The 13,603-nt window shown below is 66.5% G+C and carries 12 protein-coding genes; 6 read left to right on the forward strand and 6 right to left on the reverse strand.

Annotated elements, in window-relative coordinates; genetic code table 11:
* Positions 1-39: 39 nt before the first annotated feature.
* Genes ACEN98_RS00750 through ACEN98_RS00775 form a run of 6 tightly spaced genes read left to right on the forward strand, consistent with a single transcriptional unit; the run spans position 40 to position 5,643 of the window.
* Entirely contained in the window at positions 40-1,146 is a 1,107-nt protein-coding gene (locus tag ACEN98_RS00750; protein ID WP_413380634.1) for a glycosyltransferase family 4 protein, read from the forward strand.
* 57 nt (positions 1,147-1,203) lie between these two features.
* Positions 1,204-2,127: a hypothetical protein gene (locus tag ACEN98_RS00755; RefSeq protein ID WP_413380636.1), complete on the forward strand. Its 924-nt coding sequence runs from the start codon at positions 1,204-1,206 to the stop codon at positions 2,125-2,127.
* A 36-nt stretch (positions 2,128-2,163) separates the two neighbouring features.
* The gene (locus ACEN98_RS00760; protein ID WP_413380638.1) at positions 2,164-3,624 is read left to right on the forward strand and encodes an oligosaccharide flippase family protein; all 1,461 of its coding nucleotides are present in this window, start codon (positions 2,164-2,166) and stop codon (positions 3,622-3,624) included.
* Between the two features lie 51 nt (positions 3,625-3,675).
* A complete protein-coding gene (locus tag ACEN98_RS00765; protein ID WP_413385930.1) occupies positions 3,676-3,927 on the forward strand; it encodes an acyl carrier protein in 252 nt (83 codons plus the stop codon).
* Positions 3,924-4,787 (forward strand): hydrolase 2, exosortase A system-associated, encoded by an 864-nt coding sequence (locus ACEN98_RS00770; protein ID WP_413380640.1) that lies wholly within the window; start codon positions 3,924-3,926, stop codon positions 4,785-4,787. The genes ACEN98_RS00765 and ACEN98_RS00770 overlap by 4 nt, the downstream gene beginning before the upstream one ends.
* Entirely contained in the window at positions 4,777-5,643 is an 867-nt protein-coding gene (locus ACEN98_RS00775) for a hydrolase 1, exosortase A system-associated (RefSeq protein WP_413380642.1), read from the forward strand. Before ACEN98_RS00770 ends, ACEN98_RS00775 begins: the two co-directional genes overlap by 11 nt.
* Here the strand turns inward: ACEN98_RS00775 and ACEN98_RS00780 are convergent.
* The 6 genes from ACEN98_RS00780 to ACEN98_RS00805 all read right to left on the reverse strand — a co-directional run bounded on the left by ACEN98_RS00780 (position 5,618) and on the right by ACEN98_RS00805 (position 13,499).
* Positions 5,618-7,063, reverse strand: coding sequence for a right-handed parallel beta-helix repeat-containing protein (locus tag ACEN98_RS00780; protein ID WP_413380645.1), 1,446 nt, complete (start codon positions 7,061-7,063; stop codon positions 5,618-5,620). The two genes, ACEN98_RS00775 and ACEN98_RS00780, sit on opposite strands and share 26 nt — an antisense overlap.
* Positions 7,060-8,421 carry a PEP-CTERM-box response regulator transcription factor gene (gene prsR, locus ACEN98_RS00785; protein WP_413341112.1) on the reverse strand — a complete coding sequence of 454 codons (1,362 nt, stop codon included), beginning with the start codon at positions 8,419-8,421 and terminating at the stop codon, positions 7,060-7,062. Before prsR ends, ACEN98_RS00780 begins: the two co-directional genes overlap by 4 nt.
* Positions 8,422-8,432: 11 nt before the next feature.
* Positions 8,433-10,133 (reverse strand): XrtA/PEP-CTERM system histidine kinase PrsK, encoded by a 1,701-nt coding sequence (gene prsK, locus ACEN98_RS00790; protein WP_413380648.1) that lies wholly within the window; start codon positions 10,131-10,133, stop codon positions 8,433-8,435.
* Positions 10,134-10,174: 41 nt separating this feature from the next.
* The gene (locus ACEN98_RS00795; RefSeq protein WP_413380651.1) at positions 10,175-10,546 is read right to left on the reverse strand and encodes a hypothetical protein; all 372 of its coding nucleotides are present in this window, start codon (positions 10,544-10,546) and stop codon (positions 10,175-10,177) included.
* 19 nt (positions 10,547-10,565) lie between these two features.
* Entirely contained in the window at positions 10,566-11,576 is a 1,011-nt protein-coding gene (locus ACEN98_RS00800; RefSeq protein WP_413380654.1) for a TIGR03013 family XrtA/PEP-CTERM system glycosyltransferase, read from the reverse strand.
* 633 nt (positions 11,577-12,209) lie between these two features.
* Complete coding sequence (locus ACEN98_RS00805; RefSeq protein WP_413341117.1) at positions 12,210-13,499, reverse strand: nucleotide sugar dehydrogenase; 1,290 nt, start codon at positions 13,497-13,499, stop codon at positions 12,210-12,212.
* Positions 13,500-13,603 lie beyond the last annotated feature (104 nt).

Here is a 13,603-nt window from a genome sequence, read left to right on the forward strand (position 1 = left end):
AGGGTGGCCGCAGCGGACAAGCCAGGAATCGTATTCACCATGCGTTATCCCGACGATACGGGGTACGTATGGAATTTCACCGCCGCCGTGCGCGACCGGGCAAGTGCCGACCTGCGCGAACGGGCGAACGTGTACATGGCGTTTCCCAAGCTGACCGGCAATCCCAGCTACCAGCCGAAGAATTTGCAACCGGTCGAACTGGATTGCTACGATACATCGCCGGCCGGACGGGCCGCGATCGAACAATTCGTGCGCACCCATAATGTAAAAGTCATGGTGTTCATGAGCGCGCTGTCGAACACCGTGTGCCTTGACCTGCTGCGCCGCCTGGGCGTGCGCACGATCAATACGGAAAACGACAGTTTCGACCCGCGCCAGCGGGACGGCGCTATCAAGAAAGTGGCGAAATTCCTGCTGCGGCGCGTGCTGCGCCTGCAGCAGCACGACCTGCACCTCGCCAATTCCGTCGCCCAGGAACACTTCCTGCTGAATTACCAGAAGCTTCCGCGCGACAAGGTGGTCCTGATGCGCAATTCGGTCGATTCGGTCAAGTTTCATCCAGGCGACCGCAACGAAGCACGCGCGCAGCTGGGCCTGGACGCCGATCGCTTCTGGATCCTGGCCGTTTCGCAGGCGCGCCCGGAAAAACGCGTGGACCGGCTGCTGCAAGTGGTGCGCGACGTCATCGACGCGCGCCCGGCCAAGCGCATCGGCTTCATCTACGTGGGCGACGGTCCGCCGGCCGCGCAATGGAAACAGCTTGCGCAGGAACTCGGCCTCGCCGATGTATGCGTGTTCGCCGGCCGCCAGAACGACCTCGTGCCGTACTACCGCGCCGCCGACCTGCTCGTGCACGCGGCCGAGCGCGAAAGCTTCGGCAATGCGATCGTCGAGGCCATGGCATGCGGCATCCCCGTCGTCGCCAGCGCGGCATTGGGCCCGAAGGAAACGATCCTCGACGGCAAGACCGGCGCCGTGATCGACCTGGACGATTTCGCGGGTTTCACCCAGGCCGTGCTGCGCTATGTCGACGATCCGGAAATGACAAAAATGCATGGTAACTACGCGCGTGCGCACGTCGATACCGCATATAATGTTGTGCGTCAAAGCAAGGAGTTCGCTGCACACATTGCGCGGTTCCTATGATTGCCCAGCAAACGCAACCGCTTTGAATTCGATCAGCAGAAAAGGGAGTCCCGAGGAATGTCTTTAGTCGAGAGGGTGGTCCAGCGCGTCAGGCGAGACTATTTCCGATGGCAGTACCAGAAAGTCGCACGCCAGATCCTGGACACCCGCCCCGTCAAGCGCGGCGACCTGCCCTTCACGCTGCTGTCGATGGTGCACCAGCGCGACGTCCATTCCTACCTGGTCGCGGTCAAGTCGTTTACCCATTTCCTGAATCCGTCGCGCATCGTGGTCGTGTGCGATCCGTCGATCGACGAGACCGACCGCGCCGTGCTGAAGCACCACCTGCCGCACGTGATCCTGCGCGAAGCGGGCGAATTCACGCATCCGGACATTCCGCGCGGCGGCACCTGGGAGCGCCTGTTCGCGATTTCCGGCTATGCGCTGGACAGCTACGTCGTCCAGCTCGATGCCGATACGCTGACCATGCAGCCGATCCCGGAGGTGCTGCAGGCCATCCAGACCGGCGCCGGCTTCGTGCTGGGCGAAATCCCGGACACGCCGATCCGCCCGCTGGACGCGGTACGCGCCCACGCGCTGCCGAAGGTGAAGCCGGGCGCGCACATCCAGACCCTGTCGGAGGCCGAGATGGCCAACGTCGGCCTGCCGGGCGATGCGCGCTACGTGCGCGGCTGCTCCGGCTTCACGGGGTTCCCGCCGTCGACGACGATGCGCGACAACCTGCTCGACTTCTCGCGCCGCATGACGGGCAAGCTGGGCGAGGACTGGAAACGCTGGGGTACCGAACAGGTGACCTCGAACTACCTGGTGGCGAACGCGTTCGCCGCGAAATCGCTGCCGTTCCCGAAATACGGCACGCCCGACTGCGCCACGGCGGAGACGGCGTTCTTCCACTTCATCGGACCGATGCGCTTCATCAATAACAAGTACAAGACGACGTCGCGCCAGGCCATCCACCTGATCTCCAACGCGCCGGCCTGATACCCGGCGCGTTTTTCTCTCCCCGGTTGCGTTGTCATGGCAGATTTGCGTCGTTCGCTGGTCATTAATTTCTTCGCGACGTCGGGCACCAAGGTCCTGCAGTTCATCGTCAGCATCCTGCTGGCGCGGATCCTGAGCCCGAGCGAGATCGGCATCTATTCGATGACGGTCGTGTTCGTGAATTTCGCCCAGGTGTTCCGCGACTTCGGCGTCAGCTATTACCTGCAGCGCGAACCGGATCTCGACAACGACAAGATCCGCTCGGCGACCGGCGTCGTGTTCACGACGTCGTGGGTCATCGCCGCCGCCCTGTTCGCGGCCAGCGGCTGGCTCGGCACGTGGTTCAAGGAACCGGGCATCGTGCCGGTGATGCGCGTGCTGGCCATCGGCTTCGTGTTCATCCCGTTCGGCACCGTCACGGGCGCCCTGCTCGCCCGTCACTACGAGGCCGAGAAACAGGCCGTCGTCCACGTCGTCGGCACCGTGTGCTTCTGCGCCAGCACGCTGATCCTCGGCGAGATGGGCCACGGCGCCATGTCGATGGCCTGGGGTAACCTGATCAACATCGTCGCCTGCGGCATCGCCTACGTGCCGCTGCGCCCGAAAGGCATGCCGTGGCTGCCGGGCTTCCGCCACTGGAAGAGCGTGGCGCACTTCGGCGTCGGCTCGCTCGTGACGAACTGCGCGACGACGCTGAACAACTCGATTCCCGATATCCTGCTCGGCAAACTGGGCTCGGCGCGCCACGTGGGCCTGCTGAGCCGGGCGAACTCCACGGTGTCGATCTTCAGCTACGTGGCCGGTTCGACGATGAACTACGGCGCCGTCCCGTATCTGGCCCAGACGTATCACAAGGGCGAATCGCTGGCGCCGATCCTCGCCCGTTCCACCTTGCTGCTGACGGGCGTCGGCTGGACCGCGCTGGCGCTGACGGCCGTGCTGGGCCAGGACGTCGTCGTCGCGCTGTACGGCGCCAAATGGATCGAGTGCGTGCCGGCGATCCTGCCGCTCGTGCTGGCCGCCGTCGTGACGCTCGCCTTCAACTACATCCCGATGGCGGTGACCGCGATCGGCAAGCCGTACCTGAGCGCGTTCCCGGTCGTCGTCACCCTGGCGACCCGCATCCTGTTCGGCGTGCTGCTGTTCGACGGCAGCCTGAACGGATTCGCCTGGGCGCTGTTCTTCGCAACGGTCGCCAGCGCCCCCGTCACCGCGATCCAGCAGAGCCGGTATTTCGGCCTCACGACCGCGATGATGTTGCGCGCCCTGCTGCCCAGCGCCGTCGTGGCGGCGGGCACCGGCGCGGTCGCCTGGCTGCTGGCGGCGCTGCTGCCGGCGTCCATCCCGGCCATGGCGCGGCTGCTCGTGATGATGCTGCCGCTGGCCCTGGCCTGGTACCTCCTGCTGCGCGCCACGCGCCACGAACTGGTGGGCGAAGTGCACCGCCTGGCCGCACCGTTGAAAGCCCGGCTGGCCCTGTTGCGCCCGAATGTATAATCGACCGCTCGCCCTCTCGTGGCGTGGCGCTTACTGAACCGAATGACCATCATGACGTATCTCGACGAAGTCAAAGCGACCCTGATCGACGTGCTGAGCCTGGGCGATGCCGGCCAGCGCCTCAATGCCGACTCTCCCCTGCTGGGCAGCCTGCCCGAACTCGACTCGATGGCCGTCGTCAGCCTGATCGGCGCCCTCGAAGAGCGCTTCGGCATCGCCATCGACGACGACGACCTGAGCGCCAGCACCTTCGAAACCCTGGGCAGCCTGGCCGGCTTCGTGGCCGCGAAACGCGCCGAATGACACCGGACCGGGCCGAGGTGGACACGGAACCGTTCTTCCTCGGCAGCGGCGCGGACCGGCGCTTCTGCCTGTTCCACCGGCCCGCGGGCCCCTGCCGCGGCGCCGTCCTGTACGTGCCGCCGTTCGCCGAAGAACTCAACCGCACCCGCCGCATGGCCGCCCTCGGCGCGCGCCGCCTGGCCGCGCACGGGGTTGGCGTACTGCAGATCGATTTGCTCGGCACCGGCGACAGCGCCGGCGACTTCGCGGACGCCCGCTGGGACCTGTGGAAGCAGGACCTGGACACGGGCGCCGCCTGGCTGCGCGCGCGCGTCGACGCCCCGCTCACGCTGTGGGGCCTGCGCCTCGGCGCCCTGCTTGCGCTCGACTTTGCGCTCGACCATGCGCGCACATCGGACGTCCCGCTCGCGCCCATGCTGCTGTGGCAGCCGGTGGCCGCGGGATCCACGTACCTGACCCAGTTCCTGCGCCTGCGCACCGCGAACGCGATGCTGGGAGAAGACGCGGCCGCGCAGAGCGGCACGAAGGCGCTGCGCGCCGCGCTGCAGGCCGGGGAAACGCTGGAAATCGCGGGCTACGATCTCACGCCCGAACTGGCGCGCGCCATCGACGCCCTGCCCGCGCCCGACGCGATGCTGCCGCCCGTGCCCGTGCACTGGTTCGAGGTGCTCGGCGCACCTGGGCAGGCGCCGGGACCGGCCGCGGCGCGCGTCAAGGCGGCCTGGGAAGCACGCGGCACACAACTGCACGTGCACACGGTCACGGGCGCGCCGTTCTGGGCCACGACCGCCATCTCGACCTGTCCGGCCCTGCTCGACGCGACCGCCGACGCCACCCTGGAGCGCGCCCATGTCGTATGACGAACGCGCCCTGTCGTTCCGCTGCGGCGACGCGGCGCTGGTCGGGATCGCGTCCGTGCCGGCGCAGGCGTGTACGCGCGGCGTGCTGATCGTCGTCGGCGGTCCGCAATACCGCATCGGCAGCCACCGCCAGTTCGCCCTGCTGGCGCGCCATCTCGCCGCCCACGGCATCGCCGCGATGCGCTTCGATTACCGCGGCATGGGCGACAGCGACGGCGAGGAACGCGATTTCGAAGCGATCCAGGACGACATCCGCGCCGCGCTCGACGCCTTCGTCGAAGCCGTACCGAGCCTCACCGACGTCGTGCTGTGGGGCCTGTGCGACGGCGCGTCGGCGGCCGCGATGTATGCGCCGGGCGATGCGCGCGTGCGCGGCCTCGTGCTGCTGAACCCCTGGGTGCGCACGGACGACGGCGTCGCCCGCACGACGTTGAAACACCATTACCGCGACCGCCTGCGCAACCCGGAATTCTGGCGCAAGCTGGCGCGCGGACAGTTCGATTACGCGGGCTCGCTGTCGTCGATGCTGAAACTCGTGCGCACTGCGCTTTCAGGCCGACCGGCGGGGCGCCCGGCGTCGGAAGACGAACCGGCCCCGCTGCCCGAGCGCATGCGCCAGGGCCTGCACGGGTTCAAGGGCGACACCCTGCTCGTGATCGGCGGCGCCGACCTGACGGGCCGCGAATTCTGCGACGTGGCCGGTTCGACGCCGGCCTGGAAACGCCTGCTGGCCACGCCACGCGTGACGTGGCGCCGCCTCGAGGAGGCCGACCACACGTTCTCGCGCCGCGCGTGGCGCGACCAGGTGGCCGAGTGGACCCGCGAATGGGTCAAGGCGCTGCCAGGCACGCCGTAAAGCGGGCGAAGGCTCCGTACACGGCAGGCGCGCCGCGGCGCGTGCCGCACAGGTCGAGCGCGTCCGCCGGCCGTTCTCCCTCATCCGCCTCGGCGCGCAGCGGCGCGTCGTCGCGCCAGGCGAAATCGCCGGTCTCGGGCGCGCGGAACAGGCCGCGCACGGGATGGCTGCCCAGGTAGGCGCGCCACAGCGGCGCCTCACGATTGTCGCCCAGGTGCACGATGCCGCCGTCGCGCGCGCGGATCGGACCGTCGACGAGGTTCCCGTCCACCTGGGCACTGCTGGCCGGATAGCGCACGTCGATGCCGGTCGTGTCGACGAGCGTGTTGTCGAAGACCTTGCTCCCCGCCGCTTTGTTCAGGTAGATGCCCGCATCGGAACAGCCGACGATCAGGTTGGCGCGCAGGGTGCCGCCCTCCTGTTCCGTGATACAGCGGCCGTCGCGGCAGAATTCGTGCCCCGTGCCGCCGCCGCCCAGCGACAGGCCCACGCGCTGTCCCGGCAGGCCGCGCAGCATCTGTTCGCACCACACGACGTTACGCTCGAAGACGTTGTTCCTGCCGCCGCCCTTGGCGAACGCGCCGTAGCTGACCTGGTTGCCGTCGCGCTTGGCGAAGTCGGTGATCAGGTTCGCGCGCAGCGTCCAGCCGCTGGCCGCCACGAGGTCGACGGGCGTCACCGGATTCGCGGTCGCGCGCGCGCGCGTGGCGGTGAGGGTCGTGTGTTCGATCAGGCCGTCGTCCGGAAAGCGGCCGCCGGCGCCGTTGATCTTGATGTGCGCGTTGAAGTCGCGGATCGTGTTGTTGAGGCTCGCGAAGTGGTGGCCGTTGCCGATGACGTGGAAGGCGTGTTCGCAGTCGTCGTCGGCCCGGCACACGCCGTCGATGTTCAGGTTTTCGAAGCGCCAGTACGGCGCGCCGACGACGAAGCCCTCGAGCGTCTCGAGTTCGATGTGCACGGTGCCCGGCTGCGCCGCGCGCACGACGATGGGCGCATCGGCCCGGCCGGGGCGCGGTACGTCGATGCTCTTGCCCTGGAACCGGTAGGTGCCCGGCGCCAGCGTGATGACGTCGCCCGGAGACGCCTGCAGGAGCGCCGCGCGCAAGGCCTCGGGCGTGGCGACCTGGATGCCGGCGCCGTCCTGCCCGACGGGCCGCGGCTGGGCGCCGGCCGCGAGCGCCAGCCGCGCGGGCGGCGCGGCGGCGCTCCCGCGGTCGAGCGACGTCAGGATGGCGGCGACGCGGCGGCCCGTGTTCTCGATGAGCGGATTGTGGCCGCTGCTGCGTTTTTCGATGTACGGCGCGAGCGTGCGCGGCGCGCGTCCGACGTGGTCGATGGCGGCCAGCAGCACGCCGCCCGCCACGACGGCAAGTACGCCCGCCGCGAGCAGGCCGCGGCGCGCCAGCCTGGCCGCCGTCACGCGCTGGCCTTGATGCCGTGGCGTCCCATCAGGTCGTACAAGGTGGGCCGGCTGACGCCCAGCATCTCGGACGCCTTGACGATGTTCCCGTCCGTGCGCGCGAGTGCGCGGGCGATGGCCTTGTACTCGGCTTCGTCGCGCACCTGGCGCAGGTTCAACGGCTCTTCCTCGGCACCCGTGTCGGGCAGGCCGAGATCGTCGGCGACGATGGTGTTTCCGTCGGCCATGATGACGGCGCGCTTGATGCAGTTTTCCATCTCGCGCACGTTGCCGGGCCACTGGTAGGCTTCGATCGCGGCCAGCGCGTCCGGCGCGAAGTGCAGCGACGCGCGCGATTCCTGCGCGCAGAACTTGTTCTTGAAGTGATGGGCCAGCAGCGCCGCATCGCCCTCGCGCTGGCGCAGCGGCGGGATCGTCACGACGATTTCGGAAAGGCGGTAATACAGGTCTTCGCGGAAGCGGCCCTGCGCGCACAAGTCCTTCAGCTTCTGGTGCGTCGCGCAGACGATGCGCACGTCGACGGGGATCTCGTCATGGCCGCCGATACGCTCGATCACGCGCTCCTGCAGGAAGCGCAGCAGCTTGGCCTGCAGCGCCATCGGCAGGTCGCCGACTTCGTCGAGGAAGAACGTGCCGCCGTGGGCCAGCTCCACCTTGCCCTTGGTCTGCTTGGCGGCGCCCGTGAAGGCGCCCTTCTCGTAGCCGAACAACTCGCTCTCGAGCAGGTTTTCCGGAATCGCCGCGCAGTTGATCGCCATGAAGCGCTCCTTCGCGCGCGGCGACAGCGCATGGATGGCGCGTGCCAGCACCTCCTTGCCGGTACCGGATTCGCCCAGCAGCATGACGGACGCGGACGTCGGCGCCACCTTCTCGATGGTGCGGCAGACTTTCGACATGCCCGGGTCGCGCGAGATCACGCCGGCCAGCGGCGAGTCGGCCTGCGACTGCTGCATGCGGCGGTTTTCCTCCTGCAGGTTGTGCAGGAAGAAGGCGCGCTGGATCACGAGGTTCAACACTTCCGGATCGACCGGCTTCTGGTGGAAATCGTAGGCGCCCATGCCGATCGCCTTGACGGCGTTGGCATGGTCCTGGTTGCCCGTCAGGACGATCACGCGCGTGTCCGGCGCCAGCGCCAGGATCTGCTGCAAGGTGGCCAGGCCTTCGGTGGAGCCGTCCGGATCGGGCGGCAGGCCGAGGTCCATCGTGCAGACGGCCGGCTCGTGGCGGCGGATCTGCGCCAGCGCCGCCTCGCGGTCGCCGGCCACCACCACGTCGTACGCGTCCAGGCTCCAGCGCAGCTGTTTCTGCAGGCCTGGATCGTCTTCGATGATCAACAGCTTGGGTTTTTGTTGGGTCATGGTGTCTTCTTTCAGGCGATCGTCGCGGCGGCCGCGACGCGGTGCAGCGGCAGGACGACCTTGAACGTGGTACCGAGTCGGGGTTGGCTGGTCACGTCCAGCGTCCCGCCCAGCTCGGTGATGTATTCGCGGCTTTCGAACACGCCGATGCCCATGCCGGCCGACTTGGTGGAGTCGAATGGCTTGAACAGGCGCTCGCGGATGAATTCTTCGGTCATGCCTTCGCCGGTGTCCGTGATCTCGACCTCGACGGCGTCTTCGCGTCCGTCGGCCGGCAGGGCCACGCGGACCATCACGTTGCCGTCGCGCGGCGTCGCCTCGATCGCGTTCTGGATCAGGTGGCCCAGCACGCGCTCCAGGCGCTCGCGGTCGGCCAGCACGCGCAGGCCCGCCTGCTCGACGAGCAGTTGCGGATGCGGCTCGAACGCGCTCTTGAGGGCCAACGCCTGGCGCACGACGTCGTCGACGGCCAGCGGCTGCGGCTTGTCGGCATTCTCGCTGCGCGACAGCTTCTGCAGCAGCAGCTTCATTTTCTGCACGGAGTGGTTCAGCGTCTCCAGCATGTCGCGCTGGAATTCGGGGTTGTCCTTGTGCTTCTCCGCGTTCGCGTTCATCAGCGACAGCTGGGCGACGAGGTTCTTCAAGTCGTGCACGACGAACGTCGACATGCGGTTGAACGACTCGAACTGGCGCGCCACCATCAGCGCGTTGGCGGCGTCTTCCTGCGCGAGGTAGCTGGCGGCCTGGCTGCCGGCGATCTCGAGCAGGTCGATGATTTCCCAGTTCAGTTTCACCGGGCTGCGCGCGCGCTGCAGCACGACGAAGCCGAACAGTTTTTCCTGCAGCATCAGCGGCACGACGAGCCAGCGGCGCGGGGAGTCCAGCAGCCAGCCGGGCAAGGCGAGACCTTCGTATTTGTCGGGGCGCTCGACGTATTCGTCGACGTCGACGACCCACTGCGTGCTTTCCAGGAAGCGGCAGAACGGCGCGTTGGCCGGCTCGCTCACGTGGGTGTCGACCGTCGGCCAGCCCGCCATCGCCGTGAAGCGGCCGCCGGCATCGCGCTGCCACAAGGTGCCGCCGGGGCTTTCGACGAGCACGGCCAGCGCCTGGATCGCGCGCTCGCCCAGGTTCGGGCCGCGCTCGGACAGCGTGCGCGTAAAGCGCATCCACTCTTCGCGGTAATCGTAGTTGTAGCGGTAGAAGTGCTTGCTGATCGAGACCTTCAGCCAGGAGCGCGCCGTGCCGGAGAACAGGATCACGCCCAGCAGGGAGATGGCGCCGAACAGGAAGCCCGTCTGCATCACCGTGCCCCAGCTGCCGCCCACGTAGCGCAGGTAGTAGCCGACCGTGCCCATGGCCAGCAGGTAGATCGCGGAACCGAACAGCGCGGCCGAATGGAAGACGACGCGGCGCGACACGGCGAACGACGTCGTCCACGACTTGCGCCGCGTGATCGACAGCGCGATCAGCGGCACCGTCAGCGCGTTGACGAAGCCGCGCGCCGTCCACAGGTCCGCGCTCAGTTTGCGGAACAGCAGCGCATTGCTGTACATGTAGAAGTCGTAGGCGAACATGCCGCCGATGCCCAGGCAGGCGAACTTGATCGCCCAGCGCTCTTCGATGGTCTTGTTGCGGTAGACCTGCTCGACGAGCAGCATGCCGTACACGGACAGGCCGACATAGCCGATCAGGAGCGGCAGCCCGAGCACGGGCAGGAGGTCGTTGTCCCAGTGGGCGACGCCGACGCCGGTCAGCAGCAGCAGATAGACGCAGCCCGCCGCCAGCAGTCCCGCGCGCGGCGCGGGAAGCGGCCGAGGATCAGGCGCGCCGGCTGGCCGTCCGCGTCGCTGCGCCAGTCGCCGAGCAGGGCCACGAGGAACAGCGACCAGGTGCCGTCGCGCAGCACCTCGAGCGCGGCCGTGCCCGTGTTCCACAGGATCTCCCGGGCGGCATCCACGCCCAGCGCCGCGGCCCACGCGGCCGTCGCCAGGCAGGCGGCGCTCAGCGTGCCGCGCTGGACGCGGCCGTGCCAGCCCGACAGGACCGACAGGCCCAGTGCGAGGAAGCCGATGGCGGCCAGTGCGTAGCAGGAAGCAGCGATATTGATCACGTTACTGGGCACGATGCGGCCGCAGGGAACATCAGCGTCCGCTGCGGAACAGGACGACCTTCAGGGTGTCGATCAGGATCAGGACGTCCAGGAACAGGCTGTTGTTCTTCACGTAGTACAGGTCGTACTGCAGCTTCTGCAGCGCGTCCTCGGCCGAGGAACCGTAGCCGTAGCGTACCTGGGCCCAGCCGGTGATGCCCGGCTTGACGCTGTGGCGCACGTTGTAATACGGGACCACTTCGATCAGTTGGTCGACGAAGTACTGGCGCTCCGGGCGCGGACCCACGAACGACATGTCGCCCTTGAGCACGTTGAGCACCTGCGGCAGCTCGTCGATACGCGTCTTGCGCATGAAATTGCCGACGCGCGTGATGCGCGGGTCGTTCTGCTGCGCCCATTGCGGCTTGCCGCCCTTTTCCGCGTCGGTGCGCATGCTGCGGAATTTGTGGACGAAGAACACGGCGCCATCCTTGCCGACCCGTTCCTGGGAATAGAACACGGGACCGCCGTCTTCCAGCTTGACGGCCAGCGCCGCCAGCAGCATCAGCGGAAGCGTCAGCACCATGATGATCAGGCTGCAGACGATGTCGAAGCTGCGCTTCATGAACGTGCGCACGAAGCTCTGGTCGAAGCCGCCGCCGAACACGAGCCACGACGGCTGCAGCGAATCGACGCGGATCTGGCAGGTCTCGCGCTCGAAGAAGGTGGCGGCGTCGGTGACCTTGAAGCCCTGCAGCTTGCACTCGAGCAGATCCTTGATGGGGAAGCCGCCGCGGCGGTTCTGCACGGAGACGACGATTTCCTCGACGTTGTACTGGCGCGCCAGCGCGACGAGCGATTCGCCCTCGCGCGACTTCAGCAGGCTGGTCCCCGGCACGCACAATTCCTCGGTCGGCGTCGGCACGAAGCCGGCGATGTTGTAGCGGTGGTAGCTGGTGCTCTGCATCGCCAGGTCGCTGCATTCCTTGGCGAGCGGGCCGCTGCCCAGGAACAGGATGCGGGTTTCCAGGAAGCGCAGCTCGGACGACTTGAAGAACACCATGCGCGCCAGGAAGATGCCGCCGCGGCGATGCCGAACACGAGCGCCATGATGCCGCGGCCGAAATACAGGTCGGGCGCCACGTAGAACACCAGCGTCAGGATCAGGAAGCCCATCAGGAACGAGGGCATCAGCTTCATGAAGAACGGATGGCGCAGGCCTTCGTTGAAGTCGAGCTGGTACATGCCCATGGCGCTCATGCTGAAGATGATCGCGGCGGTGAATGCGATGGCGGATGTAAAGAAGTGATGGTCGAGGTTGGGCAGGGACGCGTTCTGTCCCAGTTCCATGAACCGCACCGTCGCGCCGATGTAGGCTGCGCCAAGCAGCACCAACACTTCGACGAACAGAAGGACGAATACGATCTTCGACACATAGTGATTAGAAATCCTAAGCACAATTGCCTCCGGTGTAGCTGTTATTGCTGATTTGCACAACCAATAGTCGAGCCGGGATACGCGTGCGCGTTCCCAAAAGTTCTTGACTCAAGGAAATAAAACAAGGCCGGAAATAGCCTGGAACTGTCATTGTCATCATCACATGCAAAACGGCAAGGCTCGGGGGTCCAAGCGGCCTGCCCTCGGCACGACCCATCGAATAGTCACGGCATCCGCAGCTGCGGATGCCGGCGATACATTACAAACGCCAGAGGCAGTAGCCAGCCTCGCGGATCCCGTTCGGATCGAACTGGGCCTTGACGTCGACGAAGCAGCCGCCGTCGTTCAGCTTGGACTGGAAATCCGTCAGCGAACGCGCCAGCACTTCCTTGTGCGGCACCGCAACGATGAGGGCATCGCCCTTCGGCAGGTCTTCCCAGCGCTCCAGTGCGATGCCGTATTCATGCTGCGCTTCGTCCGCTTCGGCCACCGGGTCGTGCACGTGCACTTCGACACCGTAAGACTGTAGCTCGTACACAATGTCCGCGACTTTGGAATTGCGCAGGTCCGGGCAATTTTCCTTGAACGTCAGGCCGATCACGTTGACTTTCGAACCCTTGACGTGGAAGCCCGCCGAGATCATCGATTTGACGGTCTTTTCGGCCACGAACTTGGCCATGCCGTCGTTGATGCGGCGCCCCGCCAGGATCACCTGCGGGTGGTAGCCGATCATCTCGGCCTTGTGCGTCAGGTAGTAGGGATCGACGCCGATGCAGTGGCCGCCCACCAGGCCCGGGCGGAATGGCAGGAAGTTCCATTTCGTGCCGGCGGCCTTCAGCACTTCCAGCGTATCGATGCCGATCTTGTCGAAGATAATCGCCAGTTCGTTCATCAGCGCGATGTTCAGGTCGCGCTGGGTGTTTTCGATGACCTTGGCCGCTTCCGCGACCTTCAGGCTGGACGCGCGATGCACGCCGGCCTTGACGACGGTCTCGTACATGGCCGCCACGCGTTCCAGCGTCTCCGCGTCGTCGCCGGACACCACTTTCATCACGTTGGTCAGCGTGTGTTCCTTGTCGCCCGGGTTGATGCGCTCGGGCGAGAAGCCGACGTGGAAGCCATCCTTCCACTTCATGCCGGAGAATTTTTCCAGGACGGGGATGCAGACTTCCTCGGTCGCGCCCGGATACACGGTCGATTCATAGATGACGATCGCACCGCGCTTCATGTGCTTGCCGACGGTCTCGCTGGCGCTGATCAGCGGCGCGAAATCGGGCACGTGGGCGATGTCGACGGGGGTCGGAACGCCGATCAGGATGTAATCGGCCTTGGCCAGCGCGGCCGGGTCGGTAGTGACGCTCAGGTGGCGCGCCGAACGCAATTGCTCAGTCGACACCTCACCGGCGGGATCGACAAATTTCTTGTAGCTCTCGACCTTTGTCGTCGACAAATCGAAACCGATCGTCGGGCCGAGCTTGCCGAACTCGACAGCCAGCGGCAAACCTACGTAACCCAATCCCACTACTGCGATGACCTCGTCTGGCTTCATATTGATTCCGTTCCGCTTGGTTGCTATTACGATAACTTTGAGTCAGCACGGAAAAACGTCTGCCCGCTCGACGAGTCAACTCGCCTTGCCGACAACGGCGCCTT

This window comes from Massilia sp. CT11-137, from assembly GCF_047302885.1.
Classification (GTDB): domain Bacteria; phylum Pseudomonadota; class Gammaproteobacteria; order Burkholderiales; family Burkholderiaceae_D; genus Telluria; species Telluria orientalis.